The 26,314-nt window shown below is 62.3% G+C and carries 28 protein-coding genes and 1 pseudogene; 22 read left to right on the top strand and 7 right to left on the bottom strand.

Annotation, left to right across the window (positions count from 1 at the left end):
• Positions 1-79: 79 nt before the first annotated feature.
• From KBB96_RS00775 to KBB96_RS00755, 5 genes are all read left to right on the top strand, one after another.
• On the top strand, positions 80-1,555 hold the full coding sequence (locus KBB96_RS00775) for a carboxypeptidase M32 (protein ID WP_226373607.1): 1,476 nt from the start codon (positions 80-82) through the stop codon (positions 1,553-1,555).
• A gap of 4 nt (positions 1,556-1,559) precedes the next feature.
• Positions 1,560-2,132 (top strand): dTMP kinase, encoded by a 573-nt coding sequence (tmk, locus tag KBB96_RS00770; protein ID WP_211631584.1) that lies wholly within the window; start codon positions 1,560-1,562, stop codon positions 2,130-2,132.
• A gap of 108 nt (positions 2,133-2,240) precedes the next feature.
• A complete protein-coding gene (locus KBB96_RS00765; RefSeq protein WP_211631583.1) occupies positions 2,241-2,603 on the top strand; it encodes a hypothetical protein in 363 nt (120 codons plus the stop codon).
• A gap of 21 nt (positions 2,604-2,624) precedes the next feature.
• A complete protein-coding gene (locus KBB96_RS00760) occupies positions 2,625-2,984 on the top strand; it encodes a hypothetical protein (RefSeq protein WP_211631582.1) in 360 nt (119 codons plus the stop codon).
• On the top strand, positions 2,981-3,679 hold the full coding sequence (locus tag KBB96_RS00755; RefSeq protein ID WP_211631581.1) for a DUF6250 domain-containing protein: 699 nt from the start codon (positions 2,981-2,983) through the stop codon (positions 3,677-3,679). The genes KBB96_RS00760 and KBB96_RS00755 overlap by 4 nt, the downstream gene beginning before the upstream one ends.
• Here the strand turns inward: KBB96_RS00755 and rarD are convergent.
• On the bottom strand, positions 3,642-4,541 hold the full coding sequence (rarD, locus tag KBB96_RS00750) for an EamA family transporter RarD (RefSeq protein WP_211631580.1): 900 nt from the start codon (positions 4,539-4,541) through the stop codon (positions 3,642-3,644). The two genes, KBB96_RS00755 and rarD, sit on opposite strands and share 38 nt — an antisense overlap.
• Before the next feature lie 78 nt (positions 4,542-4,619).
• On the opposite strand from rarD, the gene KBB96_RS00745 reads away from it, so the two are divergent.
• The 3 genes and pseudogenes from KBB96_RS00745 to KBB96_RS00740 all read left to right on the top strand — a co-directional run bounded on the left by KBB96_RS00745 (position 4,620) and on the right by KBB96_RS00740 (position 6,191).
• A complete protein-coding gene (locus tag KBB96_RS00745) occupies positions 4,620-5,042 on the top strand; it encodes a deoxycytidylate deaminase (RefSeq protein WP_226373606.1) in 423 nt (140 codons plus the stop codon).
• Between the two features lie 156 nt (positions 5,043-5,198).
• A pseudogene (locus tag KBB96_RS21130) lies at positions 5,199-5,336 on the top strand (GYF domain-containing protein); the annotation flags it as partial.
• Between the two features lie 51 nt (positions 5,337-5,387).
• Positions 5,388-6,191, top strand: coding sequence for a TIGR00266 family protein (locus KBB96_RS00740; protein ID WP_264177002.1), 804 nt, complete (start codon positions 5,388-5,390; stop codon positions 6,189-6,191).
• 6 nt (positions 6,192-6,197) lie between these two features.
• On the opposite strand, the gene KBB96_RS00735 is transcribed toward KBB96_RS00740, so the two are convergent.
• Positions 6,198-6,518, bottom strand: a complete 321-nt coding sequence (locus tag KBB96_RS00735) for a hypothetical protein (protein WP_211631577.1) — start codon at positions 6,516-6,518, stop codon at positions 6,198-6,200.
• A 137-nt stretch (positions 6,519-6,655) separates the two neighbouring features.
• On the opposite strand from KBB96_RS00735, the gene KBB96_RS00730 reads away from it, so the two are divergent.
• From KBB96_RS00730 to KBB96_RS00695, 8 genes are all read left to right on the top strand, one after another.
• Positions 6,656-7,114: a hypothetical protein gene (locus KBB96_RS00730; protein WP_211631576.1), complete on the top strand. Its 459-nt coding sequence runs from the start codon at positions 6,656-6,658 to the stop codon at positions 7,112-7,114.
• Between the two features lie 54 nt (positions 7,115-7,168).
• The gene (eboE, locus tag KBB96_RS00725; protein ID WP_211631575.1) at positions 7,169-8,308 is read left to right on the top strand and encodes a metabolite traffic protein EboE; all 1,140 of its coding nucleotides are present in this window, start codon (positions 7,169-7,171) and stop codon (positions 8,306-8,308) included.
• A 43-nt stretch (positions 8,309-8,351) separates the two neighbouring features.
• Positions 8,352-9,368 carry a UbiA family prenyltransferase gene (locus KBB96_RS00720; protein ID WP_211631574.1) on the top strand — a complete coding sequence of 339 codons (1,017 nt, stop codon included), beginning with the start codon at positions 8,352-8,354 and terminating at the stop codon, positions 9,366-9,368.
• A 52-nt stretch (positions 9,369-9,420) separates the two neighbouring features.
• Positions 9,421-9,840, top strand: a complete 420-nt coding sequence (locus KBB96_RS00715; protein ID WP_211631573.1) for a SufE family protein — start codon at positions 9,421-9,423, stop codon at positions 9,838-9,840.
• Positions 9,837-10,652 carry a TerC family protein gene (locus tag KBB96_RS00710; protein WP_211631572.1) on the top strand — a complete coding sequence of 272 codons (816 nt, stop codon included), beginning with the start codon at positions 9,837-9,839 and terminating at the stop codon, positions 10,650-10,652. The genes KBB96_RS00715 and KBB96_RS00710 overlap by 4 nt, the downstream gene beginning before the upstream one ends.
• Positions 10,653-10,785: 133 nt before the next feature.
• The gene (locus KBB96_RS00705) at positions 10,786-12,939 is read left to right on the top strand and encodes a PIG-L family deacetylase (protein WP_211631571.1); all 2,154 of its coding nucleotides are present in this window, start codon (positions 10,786-10,788) and stop codon (positions 12,937-12,939) included.
• A complete protein-coding gene (locus KBB96_RS00700) occupies positions 12,936-14,054 on the top strand; it encodes an acyltransferase family protein (protein ID WP_211631570.1) in 1,119 nt (372 codons plus the stop codon). The genes KBB96_RS00705 and KBB96_RS00700 overlap by 4 nt, the downstream gene beginning before the upstream one ends.
• A gap of 88 nt (positions 14,055-14,142) precedes the next feature.
• Entirely contained in the window at positions 14,143-15,708 is a 1,566-nt protein-coding gene (locus KBB96_RS00695) for an endonuclease/exonuclease/phosphatase family protein (RefSeq protein ID WP_211631569.1), read from the top strand.
• Between the two features lie 81 nt (positions 15,709-15,789).
• On the opposite strand, the gene trxB is transcribed toward KBB96_RS00695, so the two are convergent.
• On the bottom strand, positions 15,790-16,719 hold the full coding sequence (gene trxB / locus KBB96_RS00690) for a thioredoxin-disulfide reductase (protein WP_211631568.1): 930 nt from the start codon (positions 16,717-16,719) through the stop codon (positions 15,790-15,792).
• Between the two features lie 74 nt (positions 16,720-16,793).
• Positions 16,794-17,726, bottom strand: a complete 933-nt coding sequence (locus KBB96_RS00685; protein WP_211631567.1) for a thioredoxin family protein — start codon at positions 17,724-17,726, stop codon at positions 16,794-16,796.
• A 108-nt stretch (positions 17,727-17,834) separates the two neighbouring features.
• On the opposite strand from KBB96_RS00685, the gene KBB96_RS00680 reads away from it, so the two are divergent.
• Positions 17,835-19,391, top strand: a complete 1,557-nt coding sequence (locus tag KBB96_RS00680; protein ID WP_211631566.1) for a putative Na+/H+ antiporter — start codon at positions 17,835-17,837, stop codon at positions 19,389-19,391.
• A gap of 25 nt (positions 19,392-19,416) precedes the next feature.
• Entirely contained in the window at positions 19,417-20,001 is a 585-nt protein-coding gene (locus KBB96_RS00675; protein WP_211631565.1) for a riboflavin synthase, read from the top strand.
• A gap of 13 nt (positions 20,002-20,014) precedes the next feature.
• Here KBB96_RS00675 and KBB96_RS00670 read toward each other — a convergent pair whose 3' ends face one another.
• Genes KBB96_RS00670 through KBB96_RS00660 form a run of 3 tightly spaced genes read right to left on the bottom strand, consistent with a single transcriptional unit; the run spans position 20,015 to position 21,445 of the window.
• Positions 20,015-20,371 (bottom strand): DUF2752 domain-containing protein, encoded by a 357-nt coding sequence (locus KBB96_RS00670; RefSeq protein ID WP_226373724.1) that lies wholly within the window; start codon positions 20,369-20,371, stop codon positions 20,015-20,017.
• Positions 20,372-20,412: 41 nt separating this feature from the next.
• On the bottom strand, positions 20,413-20,958 hold the full coding sequence (locus KBB96_RS00665; RefSeq protein ID WP_211631563.1) for a CD225/dispanin family protein: 546 nt from the start codon (positions 20,956-20,958) through the stop codon (positions 20,413-20,415).
• 13 nt (positions 20,959-20,971) lie between these two features.
• Positions 20,972-21,445: a DUF4190 domain-containing protein gene (locus KBB96_RS00660; RefSeq protein WP_211631562.1), complete on the bottom strand. Its 474-nt coding sequence runs from the start codon at positions 21,443-21,445 to the stop codon at positions 20,972-20,974.
• A 132-nt stretch (positions 21,446-21,577) separates the two neighbouring features.
• Between KBB96_RS00660 and tgt the strand changes: the two genes are divergently transcribed.
• Genes tgt through KBB96_RS00640 form a run of 4 tightly spaced genes read left to right on the top strand, consistent with a single transcriptional unit; the run spans position 21,578 to position 26,266 of the window.
• Complete coding sequence (gene tgt, locus KBB96_RS00655) at positions 21,578-22,708, top strand: tRNA guanosine(34) transglycosylase Tgt (protein WP_211631561.1); 1,131 nt, start codon at positions 21,578-21,580, stop codon at positions 22,706-22,708.
• Entirely contained in the window at positions 22,705-23,040 is a 336-nt protein-coding gene (gene yajC, locus KBB96_RS00650; protein WP_211631560.1) for a preprotein translocase subunit YajC, read from the top strand. The genes tgt and yajC overlap by 4 nt, the downstream gene beginning before the upstream one ends.
• Positions 23,041-23,096: 56 nt before the next feature.
• The gene (gene secD / locus KBB96_RS00645) at positions 23,097-25,526 is read left to right on the top strand and encodes a protein translocase subunit SecD (protein ID WP_211631559.1); all 2,430 of its coding nucleotides are present in this window, start codon (positions 23,097-23,099) and stop codon (positions 25,524-25,526) included.
• A 47-nt stretch (positions 25,527-25,573) separates the two neighbouring features.
• On the top strand, positions 25,574-26,266 hold the full coding sequence (locus tag KBB96_RS00640; RefSeq protein ID WP_211631558.1) for a hypothetical protein: 693 nt from the start codon (positions 25,574-25,576) through the stop codon (positions 26,264-26,266).
• The last annotated feature ends 48 nt before the right edge of the window (positions 26,267-26,314 follow it).

Below are 26,314 nucleotides of genomic sequence, written 5' to 3'. Positions count from 1 at the left end.
GAAAACGCGAAAGCCTCCCGGCTCTGCTTTCTCTAACTTCTTCCTTTGCGCCTCCGCTGCTTTGCGTGAATGCTCCGGCGTGAAACTTTTCGATCTCGCCCGCGAACGCGCGCTCATCCATTCCACCGCGGCCACGCTCGGTTGGGATCAGGAGACCCACCTGCCGGACGCCGCCCATCCCTACCGCGCCGCCCAGCTTTCCTGGCTCACGGCGAAAGCCCACCTGCTCTCGACCTCCGACGAATGGAAGGCAGCTCTTGAGGAAGGGGAAGCCGCCGATAAAGGCGGCGATGTGACGCTGACCGCGAACCTGCGCGAGATGCGCCGCCAGTTCGACCGCTCGACGAAACTGCCGGTTGAACTTGTCGCGCGCGAGTCCGAAGCGACCTCGCTCGGCAAACATGCGTGGGCCTCCGCCCGTGAAAATTCCGACTTCGCTGCCTTCGCGCCGCATTTGGAAACGCTGCTCGCCATCGCCCGTGAGAAAGCGGAGCTGTGGGGCTACGAGTCGGAACCCTACGACGCGCTGCTGGACACCTACGAGCGCGGCAGTACCGCGGCGAAAATTTCCGCCCTCTTCGATACGCTGCGCCCGCAGCTCATCAACATCGGCAATCTCGCGGTGGCGAATTCCGAGGCGCGCAATGCCCGTCTGCCAGCCGGACCTTATCCCATCGAAGCGCAGAAGCGTTTCAATGCCGTGGTCGCCAAATCGCTCAGCTTCGAGTTCAACGCCGGTCGAATCGATACCACCACGCACCCATTCTGCACCACGCTCGGCCCGCGCGATATCCGTCTGACCACGCGCTACGACACAGAGGACTTTACCTCCTCGCTCTTCGGCGTGATGCATGAAGCTGGTCACGGGCTTTATGAACAGGGCCTGCCGCAGGATGACTTCGGACTGCCGTCCGGAGATGCCGTCTCGCTGGGCATCCATGAGTCGCAATCGCGGCTGTGGGAGAACCATGTCGGCCGCTCGCAAGCCTTCTGGGAACGCTGGTTTCCCTTCGCGGTCGAATGCTTCCCGCAACTCGGCTCACTCACCATCGACGATTTCCTCGCAGCGATCCGCCGCGCGGAAAAATCCTACATCCGCGTGGAGGCGGACGAGGCCACCTACGACCTGCATATCCTGCTGCGCTTCGATCTGGAACGCCGCATGATGAACGGCGAGCTGGCAGTGAAAGACATCCCCGCGGCTTGGAACGAGAGCTTCGAGAAATCCTTCGGCATAACGCCGCCGGACGATCGCCATGGTTGCCTGCAGGACATCCATTGGTCGATGGGCGGGCTCGGCTACTTCTCCACCTACACGCTCGGCAACATCAACGCCGCCCAGCTCTTCGCCACCGCCTCGGCTGATCCGACGGTTGCTGCCGGTCTGGCAAAGGCGGAATACAAGCCGCTGCTTGCCTGGCTCCGCACGAACATCCACGCCCACGGCGGCACCTACGATCCCGCCGTGCTGATCGAGAAAGCCACCGGCGCGCCGCCATCGCCGGACGCGCATCTGTCCCACCTCTTCGCCCGTTACTGCGCCTCCGCGATCTGAAGCCATGTTCATCGTCATCGAAGGCATCGACGGCACCGGAAAATCGACCCAAGCCCGGTTGTTGGCGGAATGGTTCCGCGAACAAGGCCGTGAAGTCGTGCTCGATTTCGAGCCGACGCGCGGCCCGCACGGCATGAAGCTGCGGGAGAGCTTCACAGGCGGCCGCCTCGCACCGGAGGAAGAGCTCGCGTTGTTTGTCGCCGACCGCGAGGAGCATGTCGCGCAGGTCATCGCGCCTTCGTTGGCCGCGGGAAAAGTGGTGATCCTCGACCGCTACTATTTCTCCAACATGGCGTATCAGGGAGCGATCGGATTCGACCCGCAGGAGATCCGTGACCGCAACGAAGCCTTCGCACCGGTGCCGGACATTCTCTTCATCCTCGATCTGGATACCGATACCGCGCTCGCCAGAATCGGCGGGCGTGGCGATGAGACGAACGAGTTTGAGAAGCGCGAGGATCTCGAACGCTGCCGCGGCATTTTTCTCTCGCTCAAGGACGAGCCGTTCGTGCGCGTGATCGATGCTTCCAAGCCGATGGACGAGGTGCAGGAACAGATGCGTGCGGAAGCGTCTTGAAATGGAATGCGGAGCATGCTTGCCGCACCGAACGTGGAGGAATCATACGAGTCCTCTCCGCCACTTCAAGATGGCCTCCCCCGGGGCTCGATGCTAATAGACCTGCCCATGACGGCAGCACTGCCCACCACCCGGATCGTCATGGTCCAAATTCTGGTGATCTGCATCGGGATCTGCTCGACCACCGTCGCGCTCAGAATCCATAACTATCCCTCCGCTCAGGAAGATTGGAATGTCTGTTCAGTGGCTGTCCGGAAGGCGGGGTGGCTGCTGCTGGCAATCCCCGCCGCCTGGGCGCTCTGCACCACACGCTTCGAAGCGAAAGGCCATGGCCCGTGGACCACTCGCTGGACCATCGCGACGGGCGTGCTGACTATTGCCGGCCTCGCTTGGTTCTTGGGCTGGACAGCACTGGAACCGGTGATTTGGCACGTTCAGCCATTGCAGACCTTGGATGGTGGAGCTGCGTAGCAGACATCGATCCCTTCTTGTATGAATCCGGCTCGTCCTTCCACCCGCATCGTTCTGCTGCAGATTTTCGTGATCTTCGCGGGAATCGGACTCACGGCGGTGATGCTCAAATCCGCCGGATATCCAGACGAGCCGATCATCTGGAACCCAAACGCCCTGTTTGTTCGCCATTGGGGCCTCTCGCTGCTGGTGATACCAGCCGCTTGGGCAGTGGTTGTGGCTCGTCTCGAAAGGGATACTGACTTCTGGAATCACTACTGGACCGGCCTTTCCGGCTTCGTGGTGCTCATCGTTCTCGCGTTTCTCCTGCTGCTCATTGCATTGAAGCCGCAGCAGTACACCTTGATCGTTGCCACGCCAAAATCGTCCGAGACGAAATGAACCGGCCTAGCATCATCCTTGCCTTGGTGGTGACCCACCTCCAATGCCAAGGCAAGGAAACGAAGATCCCTCCTCAGGTGATCAACCTGTCCCAGTGGGCGGTCGAACAAATGCCCGGCGGCCAGGTTTCCATCAACGGAGATGCCTTGGAGATCGTGGATGAAGGCGGCTGTACGGTTTGGTTTCGCCAACCATTGGAATCTCCCGTGGACATCGCCTTCGACGTGACCGTGGTGTCCAAAGGCGGACCCACCGACCGAGTCTCTGACATCAATGTCTTCTGGATGGCCCGGGATTCACGGGAGCCTTTGAACGAGCCGCCGTTTTCCGAAGGCCACCGCCGCAGCGGGAAATTCCCGGAATACAATTCCCTGCTCACCTACTACGTAGGCATGGGTGGGAACAACAACACGACCACCCGCTTCCGCCGCTACGATGGCTCCGCCGAGCGACCGTTGCTGCCGGAGCACGATCTACGGGATGCGCAGTATCTGCTTTCACCGAATGCCACCTATCATCTGCGCTTGGTCGCCCGGGAGCAGGTCGCGGAATTCTGGCGGGATGGAAAGAGGATCTTCACATTCACGGACCCGCAGCCGCTGAAACGCGGATGGTTTGCTTTCCGCACGGTGAAAAGCCATCTCCTGATCCGGAACTTCAAGGTTCAGGCGCTGCCTGCACAGGCCGGGCCATAGCACCCCGCCACGCATCGAGTGCATACACCGCGATGGCCAGCCAGACGAAGCTGAACGAGGTCAGGCGCAGAGGCGACATCGGCTCATGATACACCTGCCAGCCGATGAGAAACTGAAGCGTGGGCGCGAGGAACTGGAGTACGCCCAGCGTGGTCAGCCGGATGGTCCGCGTGGCGTAGCCGAAGAAAAACAACGGCGTGGCGGTGGCGGCACCCGAGGAAATCACCAGCCAGGCATTCGGCCAGGTGCCACCGAACGCTTCCGGCAGCGACGGCGAATGCCACAACAGCCAACCAAGCGCGACTGGAGCCAACAGCAATGTTTCCAAGGTGAGCCCGCTGAGCGAACCGAGCGGCGCGACCTTCCGCACCACCGCGTAGAGCGCGAAGGTGAGCGCGATCACCAGCGTGATCCACGGGAAGCCGTTCACCGCCGGGATCTGGAAACACAGCCCCACCAGCGCCAGTCCGATGGCGGAAAGCTGCCAGCGGTTGTGCCGTTCGCCGAACCACAGAGTGCCGAACAGCATGTTCAGGAACGGATTCAAATAATAGCCGAGCGCCACTTCGATGACGTGGTTGTGGAGGGTCGCCCACACATAGAGCAGCCAGTTCGATGACAGCATCAGTCCGGACAGGGCATGCCAGCCATAGGCACGGGGTTGCCGCAGGCCGTTGAAAAACTCCCCGCGCTGCTTGGAAAAAGCGACTAGAGGAAACAACAGCACCAGCGACCACAATGTCCGCTGGGCGACGATAGAAACCGGCGGCAGAAACGCCAGATGCTTCCAGAACACCGGCAGCACGCCCCACAGGAAAAACGCGATGAGCGCGGCGAAAACTCCGGAGCGGGTGCGGTCCACGCCGGGAGGAAAAGCGGTGGCGGGCGATCTGGCAAATTTCCATTTCCGGAATCGGCGCGCGCCGCTATGCCTCGGGGCGTGTCCCGCCTGTCGATCCCGCAATACGCCATGGCGCTGGCCCATGTGGCCAGCCTGCGCTCGGAAGACCCCTACCGGAAGGTCGGGGCCGCCGCGCTCGATTTCGACAACCGGGTGATCGGCACCGCCTACAATGGTCTGGCTCCCGGATTCGAGGCTCCACCCGGATTCTGGGACGACCGCGAGGCGCGGCAGAAGTTCATGCTGCACGCGGAAATCAACCTGTGCAGCCTGTTCCGCCGTGGCGAAGCGAAGATCGTGGCCACCACCACCATGCCCTGCACCGCCTGCATGCAGACCCTCTGCGCCTACGGCATCAAGGAGATCTACTACCGCGAGGTTTACCACGCCTCGGATGCCCCGCTGATCGCCCAGCTCTACGGGATCAAGCTGGAGCAGGTGACGGATTTCCCGCTGGGATGATCAAGGAGCAGGGACATTCCTGTCCCGTTTTTCATTTTCTGGCAGTTTCAGAGACGGGACAAGAATGTCCCTGCTCCTTGCGCTCTTAAGCCGATTCCATTTTCGCCGCATTCTCCTAATTGCCTGACCGCGTGATCCGTCTAGCATGACGCGATCATGAAAACGTGGCACTACCACTCCGCCTCCGGCAGCACCGCCTCCACTTCGGAGGAAAATCTCAACGAACTGATCGAATCCGGCACCATCACCGCCTCCACCGTGGTGTGGACGGAGGGTATGGCGGGTTGGGAACCAGCAGCCAAGGTCCTGCCCGATCTCTTCAAAACCGCCGCCGCGCCCCCGCCGCTGCCACCAGGAGCCACCTCAGCCCGGGGCAAGCGTTCCCATGAGATCGATTACGAGATCCACGGTGAATCCATCCAGATGGTGGAAATCGAACTCGATCCGAGTGAAACGGTCATCGCGGAAGCCGGGGCCATGAACTACATGGAGGACGGCATCGCCTTCGAAACCAAGATGGGCGACGGCTCCACGCCGGACAGCGGCTTCATGGGCAAACTGATGGCCGTGGGCAAACGCGCGCTCACCGGTGAATCCATCTTCATGACCCACTTCACCAACCGCGGCGCGGGCAAGAAGAAGGTCACTTTCGCCGCCCCCTATCCGGGAACGGTCGTGCCGGTGGATCTCTCCAGCGTCGGGGGTGAACTGCTGTGCGAAAAGGACGCCTTTCTCTGCGCGGCACTCGGTACGCAGGTAGGCATCGCGTTCAACAAGAAGCTCGGTGCGGGCCTCTTCGGTGGCGAGGGCTTCATCCTCCAGCGTTTGCAGGGTGATGGCATGGCCTTCGTCCATGCCGGTGGCACCGTGATCCGAAAGGAACTCAAGGGCGAGCGCCTGTTCGTGGACACCGGCTGCCTGGTCGCCTTCACCAGCGGCATCCAGTATGACATCCAGCGCGCCGGCAACCTGAAGTCGATGGTGTTCGGCGGCGAGGGCTTGTTCCTCGCCACCCTCCAGGGTCATGGCACGGTCTGGCTCCAGAGCATGCCCTTCGCCCGCCTCGCCCAGCGCATCACCGGAATGTATGCGTCAGGCAAGGGCGAGGGATCGGTGCTCGGCGGTCTCGGCAATATCTTCGGAGACTGACGCACCTCACCGTCGATGGAAAAACTGGGAGAGCTTCATCTCCCAGACGTGCAGGTAGGGGTGGGTGCCGTGTTTGTCCTCCGCGTAGTAGGCGGAGTAGGCCACCCCTGCCATCCAGATCGCCGGAACAAGGATCAGCGACAGACCGACCGTGGCGATCGCCAGCCAGAGGGCGACGAAAACCATCATGGCATTGCCAGCGACGAGAATCGCCAGACCATCCAGGTAGTGATGCTTGTAGAGGTGTCCCAGACCGGGGATCACGCTGAGAAGCACCGCGATTTTGTTGCGATCCACCGACCGCCAGGCATCCAGGAGCTCTTTCATGACCGTAAAGGGCTTTCTGCCCTGTATCACGCTTACACAAAGAAATCACCGAGGCAAGTGCGGATGGCCGGGCAGGACCGTTATCATGACCGTTCCATTGACAGGCCTTTCCTTTATCGACTCCATCAGCCCGCCCCATGAAATTCTACATCCGCCAGTCCGAGTCCGGCGACATCCGCGGTCCCTTCAGCCGGGAGGAAATCGAGCGCCAGCTTCCGCGGGAAATCGACCGCAAGAACTATCTGGCATTGGCTGACCGGGGAGTGAGGCCGGAAAACGTCGGACACCAATCAGGCTGGGTACCGCTAATCGCCTTGTTTCCCAAAATCGATATCGCGCCGTCCAAGCCGTCCCGCTACGCCACGGAGCGGATGTGGATCGACGGACTCTCCCGTTGCGTGATTCTGGTCACCCTCGGTACCGCCCTATATCAGCTCTACACGGCCATGGCGCTGCCGTTGGTGCCCTTCTGGCCCGTCGCCTGGTCGGCTCTCGGCACCGCAAGTGTCGGCTGCCTGGGCGCACTCGGCGTGCGGTATCTGATCCGGATTCTGGCGGACATCGCCGAAGCCCAGTCCGAGCGCAAGGACGGGTAAATCCACTGGCATTCCCGCGCTTGCCCGGTGGGAAATCCTTCCCCACCCTGTGGCATGCGTTTCGGCTCCGGGCATCTGGCCTACTGCACCAACATCCATCCGGCGGAGAGCTGGGCGGACACGTTCACGGCGATCTCCACGCATACGATGGCGGTGCGGGATTCGGTCGGCTCGAGGAGCGAACCCTACGCCATCGGCCTGCGTCTGGCCGCCCGCGCGGCGAAGGAACTGCTGGAAGGCACCACGCTGGAGGAATTCAAGCGCTGGCTGGAATCGGAGAATGCCTATGTGTTCACGATCAATGGTTTCCCCTACGGCGACTTCCACACCACTCGGGTGAAGGAAAAGGTGTTCCAGCCGGACTGGGCCACGCGCGAGCGGCTCGACTACACCAAGGACCTCTTCACCATCCTCGCGGCGATCCTGCCGGAGGGTGTGGATGGCTCCGTGTCCACCCTGCCCGGCTCGCACAAGACCTTCCATGCGGAGGAAATTCCGATCTTCGCGCACCTGGAGGAGCTGGCCCTGTTTCTTGACGAGCTTTCGGAGAAAACCGGCCGCGATTTCCATCTCGGGCTGGAGCCGGAGCCATTGGGGCATTTCGAAAACACGGCGGAAACGCTGCGGTTCTTCGAGCGCATGAAGGCTGTTTCGCCGGACCCCACGCGACTGCTGAGGCGGCTCGGGATCAACTATGATGCCTGCCACTTCGCGTTGCAATACGAGGATGCCCGGACTTCGCTGGATGCGCTGATCGCCGCCGGGCTGCGGATTTCCAAAATCCATCTCTCGTCCGCCATCGCGCTGGATCCCCGCGATCCGGAAGCCGTGCGGGCATTGGCCGCCTTCGATGAGCCGATCTATTTCCACCAGGTGTTGGCCCGTCAACCGGATGGCGGCATCCGGCGCTTTGTTGATCTGCCGGACGGCCTCGCCGCGTTGCAAACGGAGGGTGCCACGGCCGAGGAATGGCGCGTTCATTTCCACATCCCGCTCGATGCAGAACCCGCCCCACCGCTGCGCTCGACCCGCCAGCAGGTCCGCGATGTGCTCGCATGGCGTCGCGATCATCCGGATGCCTGCACGCACTACGAAATCGAGACCTACACCTGGGGCGTATTGCCCCAGAACCTGCATCGCCCGGTGGTGGAACAGATCGCCGCAGAATACCGGTGGGTGCTGGGGGAGTGTTAGAAGCCGTCGGTTATAGGTTGGAAGTTAGAGGTTACTTGAAGAAATGAATCCGAAACTCCATGGCTGGCTGGCCACCGCGCGGATCGCGAACGTGCCGAGCGTGATTTCCAATGTCTGGCTCGGCATCGCGCTGGGCGCGTGGGTGTGCGGCGCACAGGATACGCGGGGGCTGTTGCTGAAGGGAGCGGTCCTCGCCCTTTCCGGCGTGCTGCTCTACATCGGCGGGAATTTCTTCAATGACTGGCATGACCGTGAGTGGGATGCGAAGCACCGCCCGGAACGCGCCCTGCCCAGCGGCCTCTTCACGCCGCTCTCGTACCAGTTGCGGGCGATCCGTTTCATCGGTCTCGGTGTGATCTTCGCGTTCCTCATGGGCTGGCCGTGCGCGGTGGCCGCCGGAGCGATCGCGGTGCTGATCGTGATCTACACCCGCTGGCACAAGAAAGCAGTGTGGCCGGTGATCCCGATGGGGCTTTGCCGCGCGCTGCTGCCAGTGTTGGGATTCCTCTCGGTGGTGATGAAGGACGGCCATCTCGATACCTTTGCAATGGCGCGGCAGTTACTCGCCCATGATGATCGCGCATTCGTGATGCATGACGCACACGCATTGACACTGCGCGCGGTGGGCATCATCGCCCTGCATGCCGCCGGATTGTTCTGCTACATCGTCGGGCTTTCCCTGAATGCCCGCTATGAGAGTGTTCCGAATCCACCCGCGCTCCCGAGGCAGATCGCGCGCATCCTGATCTTCATGCCTCTGGTTTTCATCGGCGGTTTCTGGCTGCCGCGTGATCCCATTTTCACGCTGGCGGGAGCGGTTCCGTTTCTCGCCTGGACCATCCCGCTGCTGGTCCGCCGCCACTCGGTGCAGGTCACGGTTTCCGGCTTTCTGGCCGGGATTCCACTGGTGGAATGGATCGCGGCGTTTCCAATCGCCATGGCCCTCGTGCCCGCCGGGAACACGCTCTGGGCCCACCCGGTCCTTGTAAATACGGTGGTTCTGCCCGCCCTGGCCTTCATGACCGGCCGCCGCCTGCAGGCCGTGGCCTCCGCCACATGAGGAACTGCGGGGTTGCGGAAATCCGACGTGCGGGGGAAAAAGCCCGCGCGCAATGAGCATCGCCGCCAAGCAACAGGAACTCCTCGACGAACTCGGCCTCTTCCAGGACTGGACCGAGCGCTACGAATACGTCATCGGCCTCGGCCGGAAGATGACGCCGATGCCGGAGGAATCCCGCAATTCGGAGCACCTGATCAAGGGCTGCCAATCACAGGTGTGGCTCGATGCGACATTCGAAAACGGCAAGGTGCGCTACCTCGCCGATTCCGACTCCGTCATCACCAAGGGCATGATCGCGCTGTTCGTGCGGGTGCTCGATGACGAGACGCCCGACGCAATTCTCACCGCGGACCTCTCGTTCGTGGACCAGACCGGCCTGAAGGAACACCTCGCGCCCACCCGCGCGAACGCGCTCAATCTGATGGCCACCCAAATGAAACAACGTGCCCTGAACTTCGCCTCCCAAGCATGATGATCGCCTCCCTTCTCGATTTCCACTGGTTCTCCGATCCCCAGGCGTGGGGAGCCTTGCTGACCCTCAGTTTGCTCGAGATCGTCCTCGGCATCGACAACATCGTTTTCATCTCGATCCTGGTGGACCGCCTGCCGGAAGATCAGCGGAAAAAAGGCCGCCTGCTCGGCCTCGGTCTCGCCATGGTCGCGCGGCTGCTCCTGCTGCTCTCGATCACCTGGATCATGGGCCTGAAGGAGCCGTTCTTCCACTTCAACGTCCACCCGAGCCTGTGGGACATGATGCCGGCTGCCGCGGAACATTCCGGGCGTCTCGGCATTTCCTTCAAGGATCTCATCCTGCTCGTCGGTGGCGGCTTCCTGATCTACAAGTCCACGAAGGAGATCCATCACAAGCTGGACGGTGAGGAAGAACACGGCGTCACCAAGAAGGCCGCGGCCAGCTTCGGGGCGATGCTGGTGCAGATCGCGATCATCGACATCGTGTTCTCGCTGGACTCGGTGATCACCGCCGTGGGCATGGTGAACGACCCAACCCGCGTGTCGCTGATGATGACCGCCGTGGTAATCTCCATCGCCGTGATGATGCTGGCCTCCAGCTCGGTCAGCAATTTCGTCTCGAAGCACCCGTCGGTCAAAATGCTCGCACTGTCCTTCCTGATCCTGATCGGCACCGCACTGATCGCGGAAGGCCTGCACTTCCACATTCCAAAGGGCTACATCTACTTCTCGATGGCGTTCTCGCTGGCGGTCGAACTGCTCAATCTCAAGCTGCGTTCGAAGGACAAGGCTCCGGCTGCTGCCGAGATCTGAGCGGTCGGACATGCTGTTTTCTCGAAAGGCCCGGGGTTCACCCCCGGGCCTTTTTCGTGAACGGGGCTGAATATTGGGAAAATCCGCCTGACATCCGGTCAGCTTTGGCGGATTTGTGGAACTGGTATGAATCATGGTATCCCCCCGTCCGGCCATTGTCCTGTGCGCCGCCCTCGCGGCCGGAGGCATCGCCATGGCGGCCCAGTATGAGAATCTGGGCTTCACCGGGCCTTCGGCGTGGAAAACCTCCGCAACGGTCCCGGCCAACTCGACACCGTATTTGTTTCCGGACGGCGTTTCCCGGGCACCCGGAGACTTTGCCTTCAATGGCGGACTCTCATCGGTGTGGAACCTGGACCAATCGGCCATCCTGATCGGCACCCAGACCAGCACGGGAGCCTACAACCGTTTTTTCATCGGCACCGGTGATGGCAAGCACGCCACGCTCACCTTCACCACCGGCACGCCGGACATGCCCGGTGCCTGGTGCGCGCGGCTGAGTACCAGCGATTCCATCCGCATCGGCCAAGCCTCCACCAACAGCGGAGGAACGTTGCGGATCGATGGAGGCGTGAAACTCCAATGCGGCTATGTCCATGGCGAAGGGCCGTCTCCTTCCATCGAGATCATCAACGGCCGGATGGAGGTGCTGTCCGGACTTTCGACACGCCGGCTCAATGGCATTGCGGTCACGCTTTCTCCGCGCGGACAGCTTTGGATCGAGGACAGTGGCGGTACGGTCAAAAGTGCCGCCACCTTCTCCAGCTTCGCCAGCGGTGCGACGATCACCGCAGCAGGCGGCACCCTGGGTTTTCAGAACGGCGTGACCATCGTCCCCATCACCGGCACCTCGGACAAAGGCACGCTCATCACTGCAACTCCCACCGTGAATCCAGCCGTGGATGCGGATCACGACGGTCTGCCCGACCAATGGGAGGAAGCCTACGGACTGGACGCCACCGACCAAGGATCGCTGAATCCGGACAACGGGCCGAACGGTGATCCCGATCATGACGGTCTACCTAACAGCGAGGAATACCGGCTCGGCAGCAACCCGCGCGCGAACGAATCTGGAAAAGCCTGGCTACCCCGTCCGTCAAAGGCCGCGATGCTGGTGGTGAACGCCCACCCGGATGACGAGGGCATTTTCTTCGGAGGAACCTATCCCTACTACACCCAGGTCAAGCAACTGCCGGTGGTGGCACTGAGCATGACCAGCGGTGACAACTCGCTCTCCCCGCCGGTCCGCGAAGCGGAACTCCGCAACGCGCTGTGGACCTATGGCGAACGCTTCCAACCGATCTTCGGGCGTTTCCGTGACAAGCCGACTTCCACGCTCAATGACACGTGGGACGTGTGGGCGGATGGTGTGGTCGATGGCGTTGGCGTTGCCGAAGGAAGGGTCAAAGCGGCGCGCTTCGTGGCCACCGTCATCCGGCGCTACCGGCCGGAGATCGTCGTGACCCATGGCACCACCGGTGAATACGGCCACCAGAACCACATCGCCACCTCGCTCTCGGTGATTGATGCTTACACGCTCGCAGCGGATGCCGCGACGGATCTCGAGGGACTGCCGCCATGGCAGGTGAAAAAGCTCTATGTCCACGAGTGGTCGCAGAACCGGCTTTTCCACGACCACTGGGAAACCGCATTCCCGGCTCTAGGAGGCCTGACTCCACGGCAGGTCACGAACCTGGGCCTCGATTTCCACGTCACCCAGAACAAGCCGGATGTCTCCACCGCCTACCTGACCGGTGAGGTGCAGAGTGGCTGGGATGCGCACCCATCCGAGTTGTGGGGACTGTATGCCAGCAAGGTCGGTCCGGACACCATCGCCCCGTCGTTCACCGTGAATGGCATCACCTACAACGGCTGGGCGAAACGCGACTTCCTCGAAAACCTCAACCTGGATCTCGATGAGAACGGCCTGCCGGACGACTGGGAAGAATCGCACGCTCCGCTGGCCGGGACGATCCCGCCGGACTCGGATATGGATCGAGACGGGGTCGACTCCCTAATAGAATACATTTCCGGCACCGACCCTGACGTTGCAAATCCACCGGCCCTCGCGGTGGACGGCACCGCTCGCACGGTGAAGTTCCTCACCCGCATCGCTACCGGCACGGGCTATGCCGCCCTGCATCGCCGATATCGTCTGGAATCCTCCACCGATCTTTCCCACTGGACTCCCGCATGGCAGGGTGATGCGGATGGCAACTGGAAGGAAATCCCCTTTCCCACGCAAGCTCCGCTCTGCTTCTATCGTCTAGTGATCATCCTCGAATGACCGACGTGCCCACCGACACCAAGCCGCCGCGGCTGCTCTCGCTCGATGCCCTGCGCGGCTTCGACATGCTCTGGATCATCGGGGCGGAAACCATCGTCCATCAGTTGGCGAAGTGGCACAAGACGCCGTGGCTGCATGCATGGGCCACGCAGCTCTCGCACGTGTCATGGGAGGGCCTGCGCGCCTACGACCTGATCTTCCCGCTGTTCATGTTCCTATCCGGTGTGGCCATTCCGTTCTCGTTCGAGTCCCGTCTTGTCCGCGGGGATTCGAAGCGAAGGCTCGCCGGAAAGATTGTGATCCGTTCGCTGGTGCTGGTGTTGCTGGGCATGATCTACAACGGCCTGCTTTCCGATCAGCCCGGGCCGCCCCGGCTGCCCAGCGTGCTCGGCCAGATCGGTCTGGCGTGGGGCGCCGCGGCCACGCTGAACCTGCTGGTGCGCGGCATGAAGGGCAGGCTCGCGTGCATCGCGGCGATCCTTGGCATCGTCACCGTCCTGCAGTTGCTCGTTCCGGTTCCCGGCATTGGAGCGAGTGAGCTCACCAAGACCGGTGCGATCAATGCGTGGCTGGACCGGCTGCTGGTGCCCGGCCGCCTTCACGGCAAGACCTTCGATCCGGAAGGACTGCTGTGCATCTTCTCCGCCACCACGCTCACGCTTGCAGGATCGGTGCTGGGTTCGGTGCTGAGGAAACCGGATGTCACCACCTGGCGCACGGCGGGTTTCGTGTTCGCCGCGGGTGCCGCGGTGACGGGAGCGGGATGGCTGTGCTGGCACTCCGGCTACCCGCCGATCAAGGCGCTGTGGACGCCAACCTTCGATCTGCTAGCCATCGGAATCGCGCTCATGGTGTTCGCGCTGTTCTTCGCGGTGATCGATGTGGCGAAGTTCCAGAAATGGACGCTGCCACTGCGGGTGATCGGCATGAACGCGCTCACGATCTATCTGCTCACGCGGCTCGTCGATTTCGACCAACCCTCCACCGTCCTGTTTGGACGGCTGGCGAATGCGTGTGGCGATGGCAAGCTCGTGGTGATTGCCAGCGGCGCCCTGTTGCTGGAGTGGGCGGTGCTGTATTTCCTCTACCGCCGGAAGATCTTCCTACGGGTGTGAGACAGCATTTTCTGATGACGATTATGCCCCCGAAAGGACGATTATGCCCATTGCCCTGCACACGTGTTCCGGGTTCCGCTAAGGAGCCATGATAAAAACCCTAACATTCATCACGGGCTGCATCCTTGCCCTAACAGGTGCCACATGGGCGGCTCCGAAAACCCTGACCCTGAACCAATCCAGTTACCCGGCCAATACGCCGATCGTCGCTACCTTCTCCGGCGGTCCTGGAAACAACAACGATTGGATCGGCATCTTCCCATCCACCGTCACGACCCCGTCCACCGGCACGTATCTGGCGTGGCTCTATACCAACGGCACCCAGACACCGGGTGGGAACTTGAAAAACGGATCGGTCACTTTCCCCAACGCGGCCGGTCTTCCACCCGGCAACTACAAGGCATGGTTCCTGGCGAACAACGGCTATACCGTTCTCGCCGGTCCCAAGGCTTTCAGCGTGACTTCGGTCGGTGGCCCGACTCCCCCGGTGTGGCTGGTGTCCCCTTTCTCCCTGCGTCATGCGGTGCAGGCCCAGGCTTACACCGGCCGTATCGGGGCCTACGCGTATGATCCGGATCAGGGTGACGCTCTTACCTTTGCCAAGGTCTCCGGTCCGGCCTGGCTTTCGGTATCCTCCACCGGCGAGCTCACCGGCACTCCGTCCGCCAGCGACAGCGGCACGAACACCTTCGTGGTAAAAGCGGTCGATATGTTGGGGAATTCGACCAATGCCACTCTCACTATTCCGGTATTCGCAACCGGCCAGGAGCAGGTATCCCAGATCAAGGTGATGTCCTACAACCTCTTCCACGGCTGGGGACAAATGAATGACGGTCAGAACAAGGGGCTCGATTCCGTGATCCTCTCCGGAGCCGACATCATCGGCACCCAGGAAACCGTGGACAATGCCAGCGGCTCAAACGCCTACCAGGTCCAGACCATCGCGAACCAGCTCGGCTGGTACTACAGCCCCACCGGCGCCGGAGATTCCGGCATCGCCAGCCGCTATCCCATCGTCAACACCTTCACCGTCGGCGTGGCCAAGGGAGTCCGCATCCGGATCTGCACCTCCCCGCTGCGCGAAGTCGTGCTCGTCAACACCCACCTCGACTACCTCTACTATGGCCCCTATGCGGCAAAGCTCGCAGGCTCCACCAATGCCAGCGTGCTGACTGAAGAACTGAGATCGCAGCGCGACGAGCAGATCGCGGCCATCATCTCCGGCATCTCCAGCTATCTCTCCGCCGCGAATACCACGCCAGTCTTCCTGACCGGCGACTTCAACTGTCCCTCGCACCTCGACTGGACGACCGCGAACTCCTCCGCCCACTATGGCAAGGTCGTGGAATGGCCGGTCACCAAGGCACTTGCCAATGCGGGGATGACCGACTCGGTGCGCCAGCTCTATCCGAATCCGGTCACCAATCCGTTCATCACCTGGTCGCCCATCTACAGCAGCCCGAACGAACCGCAGGACCGCATCGACTTCGTCCTCCACAAAGGTACGGGTGTGACTCCGGTGGCCGCGCAGATGTTCACCACTCCGGTCGAACACAGCGGCTATGTCTATGGTGACTCCATCACCGCCACTCGTGACAACACCTGGCCAAGCGACCACGCGTCGATCATTGTGACCTTCCAGTTCAACCCGTGACAACCACCTCGCTGTCATCCTGAAACCAAAAACCCGCGCCGGTATCCGGCGCGGGTTTTTCGCAAATCACTGGCAGACGTTTCAGCCTTCGTGGTCGGCCAAGTAACGCTCAGCTTCGAGAGCGGCGGCGCAACCTTGGCCGGCGGCGGTAATGGCCTGGCGGTAGTAGTGGTCCGCCACGTCACCAGCGGCGAAGAGGCCCGGCGTCTTGGTCTCGGTCTTGCCGCCCACCTGGAGGATGTAGCCGTTCTCATCCTTGTCCACGAGATCGCCGAGGAACGCGCTGTTCGGCACGTGGCCGATGGCGACGAAGACGCACTTCACTTCCAGCTCGCTCTCTCCGCCATCGACGAGGTTCTTGAGCGTCACCGCGCGGACCTCGCCCGCTTCATCGGTGAGATACTCGGTGACGGTGGAATTCCAGACCGGCTCGATCTTCGGATTGGCCAGGGCGCGCTCGACCATGATCTTGGAAGCACGCAGCTCTTCGCGGCGGTGGATCAGATAGACCTTGCTGGCGAAGCGGGTGAGGAAGGTGGCTTCCTCGGCCGCGCTGTCACCGCCGCCAATCACGGCCACCGGCACGTCACGATAGAAGGCACCGTCGCAGGTGGCGCAAGAGGTCAGACCGTGGCCGATGAGAGTCTTCTCATTCGGCAGGCCGAGGTGGCGCGGCGCGGCGCCGGTGGCGACGATGATCGTCTTCGTTTCGAAAGTCTCGGAACCGCAGTTCAGTTGGAAGGTTCCATCGGCACGGCGCTCGACGGATTCCACCGTGGCCCAGGCCATGCGCGCCCCGAATTTTTCGGCCTGCTGCTGCATTTTCATCATCAGCTCCGGGCCCTGGATGCCTTCCGGGAAGCCGGGGAAATTCTCCACCTCGGTGGTGGTGGTGAGCTGGCCGCCAGGCTGGGTGCCGGAGAGGAGGAGCGGATTCAGATTCGCACGCGCGGTGTAGATGGCGGCGGTGTAGCCGGCGCATCCGGTGCCGATGATAATGACATTTTCCATAAAACTGCTTGGGACGGGAGCCGCGGAGATTCCACCGGGAAGCCCCCGCTGGCAAGCGACGAGTGCGGGAGCGCCTACTCGATGCCGCGCAGGGCCTTCTGCTGCTTGATCCAGTCCCGGTCCGCGTCGGACAGGCGGGTTTCCACGGTTTTCGAGCGCCGGCCGTCCGGTTCCACGAAAATGAGGGTTCCCTTGTTGTAGGACACCAGCTTGGCAAACACCTTGTTGCCGCTACGATCCTGCCACTCGCGGTAGCCCTTCTTCATCAACCCGGCACGCCATTCCTGGGAGGACTTCCCGGCGAGGCTTTCACCTTGTTTCAGCAGGCCCCAGGTATAATCTCCATCGCCGTTCTTGAAACCCTTGTAGCGGCCGACCACATCACCACTGTTGGAGAGGACCAGCAGGGTCGGATAGCCGAGCACCTTGTAGCGCTTGTTCATCTCCGTGGCCCGGTTGCGGTTGCGCGCCTCCTTGTCCGCCGCATCGTCCATGGACATGTTGGGGTCCTTCACACGCGGATAAAAGTCCACGCGCAGGCGCACGAATTTCTCCTTCGCCCAGCTCTCGAACTCCTTCTTGTCAAAAAGCTGCGCGGTGAGCTGCTTGCAGCCGGGGCTGTGTGCCGAATCCGTAAACCAGATGAGCAGCGGCTTGCCCTCGCGCACGGCCTGGCGGCGAGCGATGCCCTCATCCTCCTCCCACAGCCCATGCTTGGGGCCGGCCATCAGATCGTTGAGTTCCGGGATGCCCTTGTCCGGATTGTCCGGGTCGGTCCAGAGGATCTCAGACTGGGGCGTGATCTGTGAGAGACTCGGTGGCGCGACGTTTCCGCCCGCCGCGACCGGAGTTCCGCCGCCCCGCATGGACGGAGGGATCATCGTCGGACCGAAAGGATGCTCCTCCTTTTCCTTCGGCTTCGATCTCGACCGGATCGCCGAATTGAGCCGGGCACAGGAGGGAAGGAACAGCAGCAGCACGAGGGATACCCGCAACCAGGAGATCATGCGGGGAAGTGTGCAATGGAAGTGGCGTCTTCCAAGCTCCAAGTCGCGTCACGGAGTCACGGGCCGGTTGCCCTTGCCCGGCCATCCGGGAGGGGGTTATATCCGGGCATGCGGTTGCTGCCACGACTGATCCCCGCTCTCGCCCTGTCCACGGCTCCGGCTCTGGCCGCAGAGGCTGAAAAGCCCGCGTTTCTGGTGAAAGCGGAGGCTTTCCCGGCACAAGAAGCCGCCCGGGGTCTGACGGGCATCGGCGAACGGATCGCCTTTCGCGCCCACGAGGAACCCTTCCTGGTGGTGGCCACCGTCATTTTCGTGCTGGCGATCCTGCACACCTTTCTCGCCGTCCCGATCACGAAATACGCCCACCGCGTCCAGCACGATCACGATGAAAAGGTGAAGGATGATCCCGATCATCTGAAGCGCGTCTCCTTCAAGGGCACCGTGCTGCATTTCCTCGGCGAGGTGGAGGCGATCTTCGGTATCTGGGTGCTGGTCCTGCTGGCGGCGATGACATGGATGAAAGGGGCCGCCGCCGTGACCGGCTACATGATGGGGGTGAATTTCACCGAGCCGCTCTTCGTGGTGATCATCATGGCTCTGGCTTCCACCCGGCCGGTGCTGCGCTTTGCGGAGAGCTGCCTGCGGTTGTTCGCCCGCTTGGGAAAAGAAACGCCCGCCGCCTGGTGGCTCTCGATTCTGGTCATCGCGCCGATCCTGGGTTCCTTCATCACCGAACCCGGCGCGATGACCATCGCCGCGATGCTGCTGGGCCGGAAGTTCTACCGGTTGAAGCCTCGTCCGCTGTTCGCCTACGGCACGCTGGGGCTGCTGTTCGTGAATATTTCGGTCGGTGGCGTGCTCACGAACTTCGCCGCGCCACCAGTGCTGATGGTCGCACAGAAATGGAACCTCTCCACGGCCCACATGCTGACGCACTACGGTGACAAGGCGGTGGTCGCGATCCTGCTCTCGACGGCCGCCTACTTCGCCTTTTTCCGGAATGATCTGAAAGCCATGGCCGCCCAGGTGCCGGACACGGATGGCGATGGCATCTCCGACTGGACCCAGCGCAACACCCCGGTGCCGCTGTTCGTCACGATCACCCACCTGTTGTTCATGCTGGCGACGGTGGTCTTTGCCCACTATCCGCCCATGTTCATCGGCGGCTTCCTGTTCTTCATCGCCTTCAGCAAGGCCACCCAGCACCACCAGAATCCCATTTCACTGAAAGGCCCGATCCTCGTCGGCTTCTTCCTCGGGGGGTTGGTGATCCACGGCGGCCTGCAGGGGTGGTGGTTGCAGCCGATCATCTCCAGCCTTGGCGAGTGGCCGCTGTTCGCGGGCTCCACGATCCTGACTTCCTTCAATGACAATGCCGCGATCACTTTCCTCGCCAGCCAGGTGGAGGGACTGACGCCGGCCTTGAAATACGCCGTGCTCGCCGGAGCGGTGACCGGCGGCGGCCTCACGGTGATCGCCAATGCGCCGAACCCGGCGGGCCAGGCTCTCCTCGCCCGCTACTTCGGAGATGGCGTCTCTCCGCTCAAGCTTCTCGCCGCCGCGCTGGTTCCCACCATCATCGTCGCCATGTGCTTCATGCTCATTCCTGACAAAAGCGCGCACGCTTCGGAGAACCCGCCCGCGGTGGTTCTTCCCGAACACTGAATACTTCCCACTGACAAACCTCCCCATGTTCACCGGCCTCGTTGAATCCACCGGCACTGTCGTCTCCCTTGAGTCGCGCGGCGACCAAGCCCGCCTGATCGTCTCCATTCCTTTCCAAGCCGAACTCGCCCTCGGGGATTCCGTGGCGATCAACGGCTGCTGCCTGACCGTGGCGGAACTGCTTCCGGAAGGCACGGTGTTCGACGTGCTGATGCAAACGCTGAAAGTCACCTCGCTGGGCGATCTGGGCACCGGATCCGAAGTGAATCTGGAACGGGCCATGCTCGCCACCGCACGCTTCGGCGGCCATTTCGTGCAAGGCCATGTGGATGCCACCGGCACCATCGTGGCGCTGGAACCGCACGGGCAGGATCACCGGTTCGAGGTGGCCCTGCCGCCGGAGATCCACCGGCTGTGCATCGACAAGGGCTCCGCGTGTATCGACGGTATTTCCTTGACCATCGCCGAGCTGAAGGAAACCAGCGCGGTCTTCTGGATCACCCCGCACACCTACGCCCATACCCACCTGCATACCGCAGCAGCAGGACAGCGCGTGAACCTGGAAGCGGACCTGCTCGCCAAGTACGTCGAGCGGCTGGTGAAGAGATAGCACCCACCACCCGCTATACCGGCGGGGCCAACAGCGTGAACGGCCACCATGGGAGGTTGCGGAGAATCCAGAAGGCGATGACCAGCACCGCAATCCAAAAGGCCCCGCGTGATCCTGCACTCCAGCGGATCGGCGGCGGCCGGTTGTTCGCCCAGCCGATCGCCTGAAGCAGCACCCCGATGAGGGCGATCGGGAAAAGCACCACGCCGAGAGGATTGTAGCGGAAAGCCTTCAGGATATCCCCGTGCAACAGGGCGAAGGTGGCACGGGTCATCCCGCATCCCGGACAATGGAAGCCCGTCCATTGATGAAACAGGCATCCCGGCCAACCAGCGGGTCCCGTGCGGTACAAGAGAACGGCTGCCGCCATCAGCGTGACGGCAACCGCAATCAGAAGAAACCAGCGGATCTTCACTGATTGGCAGCACCGGCGATTCCGCCGACAACCACGAGGATCACATACAGGGCGATGACCACCAAGCCGCTGCCGAAGCACACCCAGGTCCAGGTTTTCGCATTCTTGGAGGCGGCCAGCGCTCCGGCGATGTCCCCACGGGCCTTCAAGCCGTCCACCTTCGCCGCGAAGACGATGGCGGGGATGCCGAGGGGCCAGCAGCACAGGATGGTGACCACGATCGACTGCCAGAGATAGTTCGGAATCTCTCCACCGGCGGACGGCTGGATCGCTTGCCCCGGAGCGGCGGCAGGCGGGGAATAAGGCGTGACCGGAGTCACCGGAGCCGGGGACGCCGTGGGGGTCTCCAACGAAGGAGCGGCGGCGGGAGTCGCGACCGAAGACCGCAATTCACCGACCTGTCCGGCGGGGACCCAGTCGGCCATGCCTTCCTTCCACACCAGATCGGTGGCCGCGATCTCACTGGAGGCAAGCTTCGCCTTGATGTCCTCGGTGCTGATCGGACCGAGCTGGGAACCGTTTTTCGAGTAATACCATTGCATGGGATGATGGATGCTAAGGATGAGTTGAGACTGCGAAAGAGATGGCGATGGCGGCAACGATGGTGAGGCCGATCCAGGTGTAGCCGAGCACGAGGCCAGCGATGGCCATGCCGCGCCCGCCCATGGGAATGGGCGATTCCTTGATCCGGGTGAGTGCCAGATGGCCGCAGATTACCGCCGGGATGGCTCCCAGGATCGCAAAGTAGCACAGAAACAGGCTCACGATTCCGCAGACCATGCTGGCGATGGCCAGACCAGATGACGGCACATAGGGCACGGCACCATAAGGAGCCTGCGGATAGGGAACCGCCACCGGCACCGGCCCAACCAATTCCGACACCTGGGAAAGCGGCAGCCAGTCCGGCATGCCCTCGCGCCAGACGAGCGTATGCGGCTGGACGGCCCCGGCGGCTATGGCCTGCCGGATCCCATTTTCATCGACGGGACCGAAATGCTGTCCGTTTTCACCGTAGTGCCAGTGCGCCATCGCCCGGATTCTGAGCATCTCCCGTGCCTCCGGCCAACCCCTAACATCGCCCCGCGGGCAATAATTCCGCCACTTGGCGGGGCAAGTTGGGCTTGGAAGTTCGCGATCCCATGGTAATCAGCGCCCCCGCGCATGTTTTCCGTCCTCGCCACCGATTCCCAATCCTCCGCCCGTCTAGGCCGGATGGATCTCGCCCACGGCACGGTGGAAACCCCCATTTTCATGCCGGTGGGCACCCAGGGCAGCGTGAAAACGCTGCATCCGCGGGAGGTGGAGGAGCTCGGTGCCCAGATCATCCTGGGAAACACCTATCACCTGTGGCTGCGTCCCGGCCACGAACTGGTCCGGGATTTCGGCGGGCTCCACAAATTCACCACCTGGGACAAGCCGATCCTGACGGACTCCGGAGGCTTCCAAGTCTGGTCCCTGGCCAAGCTGCGGAAAATCACCGAGGAAGGGGTCCGCTTCAACAATCACCTGGATGGATCGAAAATGCTGCTCACACCCGAGCTATCCATGGAGATCCAAGCCTCGCTGGGCTCGGACATCGCGATGTTGTTCGACGAGTGCCCGCCCTACCCCTGCGACAAGGACTACGCCGCCAAATCGCTGGCCCTGACCACCCGCTGGGCCCGCCGCTGCAAGGCGTGGACGGAAAAGCACCAGCCGCGCTCCGGCGACGGGGTGCAGCGCCACTTCGGCATCGTCCAGGGCTCGATCTACGCGGATCTGCGCGAGCAATCCGCCCGGGAGCTGGTGGACATCGGCTTCGATGGCTACGCGGTCGGCGGGGTTTCGGTCGGCGAGCCGGAGGAGGAAATGTTCCGCGCGATCGAGAACGCCGTGCCCTTCCTGCCACATGACAAGCCGCGCTACGCCATGGGACTCGGCACCCCCCCGCAGATTCTGGAAATGATCGCCCGCGGGGTGGACATGTTCGACTGCGTGATGCCCACCCGGGTGGCCCGCCACGGCATGGCCTTCACCCTCGACGGGCCGATCCAGATCAAGAACAAGGTCCATGAGCGGGACGAGCGCCCGCTGTGCGAAACCTCCCCGCCCCACGTCGCCCCCTTCTCCCGGGCCTATCTCCGGCACCTGTTCCGGGCCGGGGAAATACTGGCTTTGAGGTTGCTTTCCTACCACAATCTGCATTTCTACCTCCGCCTTGTGGCGGGAGCCCGCCAAGCCATCGCGGCGGGGAACTTCCTCGCTTTCAAAGACTCTTTCATCCGCCGCTACACCCAGACTGATCCGACATGACCCTTCTGACCGCATTTGTTTCGTTCCTCGCCGCCGACGCACCAGCCTCCGGCCAGAATCCTCTCGGTAGCGCTTGGATCATGCCTGTCGTCATCCTGGTGATGATGTATTTCCTGCTGATCCGCCCCCAGCAGCAGCAGCGCAAGGAGCAGCAAGCCCGGATCGCCTCGCTCCAGCCGGGTGCCAAGGTGGTCACCACCGCCGGGATCTACGCCATCGTCCACTCCGTGAAGGAGCAGACGGTCGTGCTCAAGGTCGCCGAGGGCACCATGGTCGAGTTCGACAAGCAGGCCGTCGCCCGCATTTTCCCGAAGGATACTGACAAGAAGTAAGCGTCAGCCTTCCCCCTAAGATTTTCCTTCCGCGTCCATCCGCCATGTTTCCATCCATGCTCGCCGCCGCCTTCTTCGAGGATGCCCACACCATCTTCATCCTCGGCCTGATTCTGCTGGTTCTGTTCGTCTGGTACTTCTTCACGGAGATCGAGCGCCGCAAGCGCAACGTCGGCAGCGCGCTGCTGCTCGGTGTCACCACGGTCTGTCTGGCCTCGGTGTTTCCGCTCAAGGAACGCCTCAAGGGTGGCATCGACATCGTCGGCGGCTCCGCCTTCACCCTGCGCGTCCAACAGCGCGAGGATGAATCCGGCAAGAAGGAAGCCGTCACCAAGCGCGAGGTGGATCAGGCGATCAAGGTGATCGAGCAGCGTCTGAACAGCGGGGGCACCTCCGAGCCGCTGATCGCCGCCCAGGGTGATGACAAGATCCTCGTGCAGATGCCGGGCGTGAGTCCGGAAGAGGCGAAGAAGATCCGTGAAACGCTTGAGCGCGTGGCCCACCTCGAGCTCCGCCAGGTCCACCCGAACACCATGCAGCTCGCCGCCGCCATCCAGGCCGGCACCGAACTCTCGCCACCAGGCTACAAGGTGTTCACCGAAAAGCACCATGATGCGGACGGCAATGCCATCACCACCCCGATCCTCCTGAGCCGCCGCGTGGCCCTGAGTGGCACGGACGTTTCCCGCGCCAATCCCTCCACCCAGCAGATGGGTGCCGTGGACATCGAACTCAACGGCAAGGGTGCCGAGAAAATGATCGCCCTGACCGAGCACATGCAGATCAACGTGGACCGCATTGCCATCGTGCTCGACAACGAGGTGATCAGCGCTCCGGTGGTGCAGCATGTGCCGCTCAGCAAGAACTTCGTCATCAGCGGTGTGGACCGCCCGGGTGAAGCCCAGGAGCTCGCCAACGCCCTGATGAACCCGCTGGAAAACGGCCTCAAGGTGGAGGAAGAGCGCTCCGTCTCCCCGCTGCTCGGTGCCGCCATCGTGAAGCAGGGCGTTTGGTCCGGTGTGCTCGGCCTCACGCTGACGTTCCTTTTCGTGCTGGCCTACTACCGCGTGGCCGGCATCGTGGCGATCCTCGGCCTGATCCTGAACACGATCATGCTCTTCGGCGTGATGGCGATATGCGGCTTCACCTTCTCCCTGCCCGGCATCGCCGGCATGGTGCTCACCATCGGTGTGGCGGTGGACGCGAACGTGCTCATCAACGAGCGCCTGCGCGAGGAACTGGATCACGGCAAGTCCCTCAAGACCGCCATCTCCGCCGCGTATGACAAGGCCTTCAGCGCCATTCTCGACGCGAACGTCACCTCGCTCATCACCGCCATCATCCTCTTCTGGCTGGCCAGCAGCACGGTGAAGGGCTTCGCGGTGACGCTGACCATCGGCCTCCTGTGCTCGATGTTCTCCGCCATCCTCGCCACCCGCGTCCTCTTCCGCTGGGGTGTGGATCTCGGCGTCCTCAAGAAGCTGTCCTTCCTCAACCTGATCAAGTCGAAGCACTTCGACTTCCTCGGCAAACGTGTCGCATGCGTCTCCGTCTCGATCGTTCTCACCCTGGTGAGTATCGGTGCCTTTTTCTGGAAGCAGGAGCGTGCCTTCGGCATCGACTTCACCGGCGGCACCCGCATCCAGTTCCTGACCGGAGCGGATGCGATCTCCAACCTGGACGCCGAGAAGGTTCTCGCGGATGCCTCGCTGAATCTGCACAAGACCGCCTACGTCCAGGACGAGCAGAACCCGACCAGCGGCCACCTGCTCACCGTCCGCTGCGACAGCCGGGATACCGATGTCGTGATCGCCAAGCTCCGCGAGCACTACCCGGTGCTTTCCGAAAAGGTGACGAAGGACGGCAAGGAAACCTACAAGATCGACGCCAGCCATGAGGAAGTGTCCGCCCTTGTCGGCAGCGGCTTCCTGAAAACCTCCGGCCTCGCGCTGGGACTCGGGCTGCTCGGCATCTTCATCTACGTGGCCATCCGCTTCGAGTTCTCCTTCGCCGTCGGCGCGTTCGTCGCCATTCTCCATGACTGCATCGTATCCGCGGGCGCGGTGGTGCTTCTCGGCCGCGAGCTCTCGCTGATCCACGTGGGCGCGATCCTGACCATCGCCGGTTACTCGATCAACGACACCATCATCATCTTCGACCGCATCCGTGAGAACATGCGCTCGGTGAACTTCACCGGCCACTCGCTGGAGGAAATCATGAATGAGGCGATCAACTCGACCCTGTCCCGCACGATCCTGACCTCCACGGCCACGCTCGTATCGGTGCTGTCGCTCGCGATCCTGGGCGGCGCCTCGCTGCGCGACTTCTCGCTGGTGATCCTGGTCGGCATCATCATCGGCACCTACTCTTCGATCTTCGTCGCCTCCCCGTTCGTCCTCTGGTGGGGCCGCCACCGCGCGAACAAGCTGCGCGACGACGGCATCGGCACCAACGATGTGACGGAAGCGAAACCCGCCGCGAACTAACCGAGCCGGGCATTGACCTCTCCAAAGGGGAACGGCAGCATCCGCCCATGATGCGCGCCGTTCCCCTTTTTCTTTTCGCCGCCCTGCTCCCGGCCGGAGCCGAGGTCGAGCGGGAAATCCCCCTCGGAATCGAGGCGGTCACCGGTTACCGTTCGGAATACATCTGGCGCGGTTTCAAGGTCGGTGACGGCATCATGGACTTTCAGCTCCAGGGTGAGATCGCCCTGAGCAACGAGTGGGCGCTGGACGTGGGCGGCACCTTCGCCACCGAAGCCAGCCATGGGGACAACTCCGAGGCCACGGTGTTCGTGGACCTCAACTACGACACGAAACAATGGTCCGCGGGCTTCTCGATCACCGGCCATGAGTTCGACCACCCCCTGTTGGAAAGCGGCGTGGACTTTTCCCCGAGCTTCACCTGGCACGCCACCAAGGACCTCGACCTGATCGCAGGCGCGGCCTACGACACCGGCGCGGACGGCCTCTACGGCTGGGTGGAGAGCAAGTGGTCGAAGCCGGTCACGGACTCCTCCTTCATTACCCTCCAGGGCGGCACCAGCTTCGTGAGCGACTACTACGGCCGCGATGGTTGGAATGACCTCTACGCCCGCGCATCCTTCACCTACGCATTGAACAAAACCATCTCGTTCACCCCCTTCATCGGCGTTTCGATTCCCATGGACGCCAATCCGGAAACCAACCGGCTGTACGGTGGCCTCTGGTTCGAGGCGAATTTCTGAGATTCACATGCGGGCAGCCTCAAAGCTCAAAACAAAACCCCGTCACGA

This window comes from Luteolibacter ambystomatis, assembly GCF_018137965.1.
GTDB classification, from domain to species: Bacteria; Verrucomicrobiota; Verrucomicrobiia; order Verrucomicrobiales; family Akkermansiaceae; genus Luteolibacter; species Luteolibacter ambystomatis.
The sequence above is the reverse complement of the archived record's forward strand: the minus strand, read 5'-3'. Positions and strand labels throughout refer to the sequence as shown.

Excerpts from the sequence above, each read along its gene's own strand:
- tmk (WP_211631584.1), top strand. The coding sequence starts at position 1,560 with ATGTTCATCGTCATCGAAGGCATCGACGGCACCGGAAAATCGACCCAA.
- KBB96_RS00765 (WP_211631583.1), top strand. The coding sequence starts at position 2,241 with ATGACGGCAGCACTGCCCACCACCCGGATCGTCATGGTCCAAATTCTG.
- KBB96_RS00760 (WP_211631582.1), top strand. The coding sequence starts at position 2,625 with ATGAATCCGGCTCGTCCTTCCACCCGCATCGTTCTGCTGCAGATTTTC.
- KBB96_RS00755 (WP_211631581.1), top strand. The coding sequence starts at position 2,981 with ATGAACCGGCCTAGCATCATCCTTGCCTTGGTGGTGACCCACCTCCAA.
- KBB96_RS00735 (WP_211631577.1), bottom strand. The coding sequence starts at position 6,518 with ATGAAAGAGCTCCTGGATGCCTGGCGGTCGGTGGATCGCAACAAAATC.
- KBB96_RS00730 (WP_211631576.1), top strand. The coding sequence starts at position 6,656 with ATGAAATTCTACATCCGCCAGTCCGAGTCCGGCGACATCCGCGGTCCC.
- eboE (WP_211631575.1), top strand. The coding sequence starts at position 7,169 with ATGCGTTTCGGCTCCGGGCATCTGGCCTACTGCACCAACATCCATCCG.
- KBB96_RS00720 (WP_211631574.1), top strand. The coding sequence starts at position 8,352 with ATGAATCCGAAACTCCATGGCTGGCTGGCCACCGCGCGGATCGCGAAC.
- KBB96_RS00715 (WP_211631573.1), top strand. The coding sequence starts at position 9,421 with ATGAGCATCGCCGCCAAGCAACAGGAACTCCTCGACGAACTCGGCCTC.
- KBB96_RS00710 (WP_211631572.1), top strand. The coding sequence starts at position 9,837 with ATGATGATCGCCTCCCTTCTCGATTTCCACTGGTTCTCCGATCCCCAG.
- KBB96_RS00705 (WP_211631571.1), top strand. The coding sequence starts at position 10,786 with ATGGTATCCCCCCGTCCGGCCATTGTCCTGTGCGCCGCCCTCGCGGCC.
- KBB96_RS00700 (WP_211631570.1), top strand. The coding sequence starts at position 12,936 with ATGACCGACGTGCCCACCGACACCAAGCCGCCGCGGCTGCTCTCGCTC.
- KBB96_RS00695 (WP_211631569.1), top strand. The coding sequence starts at position 14,143 with ATGATAAAAACCCTAACATTCATCACGGGCTGCATCCTTGCCCTAACA.
- trxB (WP_211631568.1), bottom strand. The coding sequence starts at position 16,719 with ATGGAAAATGTCATTATCATCGGCACCGGATGCGCCGGCTACACCGCC.
- KBB96_RS00685 (WP_211631567.1), bottom strand. The coding sequence starts at position 17,726 with ATGATCTCCTGGTTGCGGGTATCCCTCGTGCTGCTGCTGTTCCTTCCC.
- KBB96_RS00680 (WP_211631566.1), top strand. The coding sequence starts at position 17,835 with ATGCGGTTGCTGCCACGACTGATCCCCGCTCTCGCCCTGTCCACGGCT.
- KBB96_RS00675 (WP_211631565.1), top strand. The coding sequence starts at position 19,417 with ATGTTCACCGGCCTCGTTGAATCCACCGGCACTGTCGTCTCCCTTGAG.
- KBB96_RS00670 (WP_226373724.1), bottom strand. The coding sequence starts at position 20,371 with ATGGCGGCAGCCGTTCTCTTGTACCGCACGGGACCCGCTGGTTGGCCG.
- KBB96_RS00665 (WP_211631563.1), bottom strand. The coding sequence starts at position 20,958 with ATGCAATGGTATTACTCGAAAAACGGTTCCCAGCTCGGTCCGATCAGC.
- KBB96_RS00660 (WP_211631562.1), bottom strand. The coding sequence starts at position 21,445 with ATGGCGCACTGGCACTACGGTGAAAACGGACAGCATTTCGGTCCCGTC.
- tgt (WP_211631561.1), top strand. The coding sequence starts at position 21,578 with ATGTTTTCCGTCCTCGCCACCGATTCCCAATCCTCCGCCCGTCTAGGC.
- yajC (WP_211631560.1), top strand. The coding sequence starts at position 22,705 with ATGACCCTTCTGACCGCATTTGTTTCGTTCCTCGCCGCCGACGCACCA.
- secD (WP_211631559.1), top strand. The coding sequence starts at position 23,097 with ATGCTCGCCGCCGCCTTCTTCGAGGATGCCCACACCATCTTCATCCTC.
- KBB96_RS00640 (WP_211631558.1), top strand. The coding sequence starts at position 25,574 with ATGATGCGCGCCGTTCCCCTTTTTCTTTTCGCCGCCCTGCTCCCGGCC.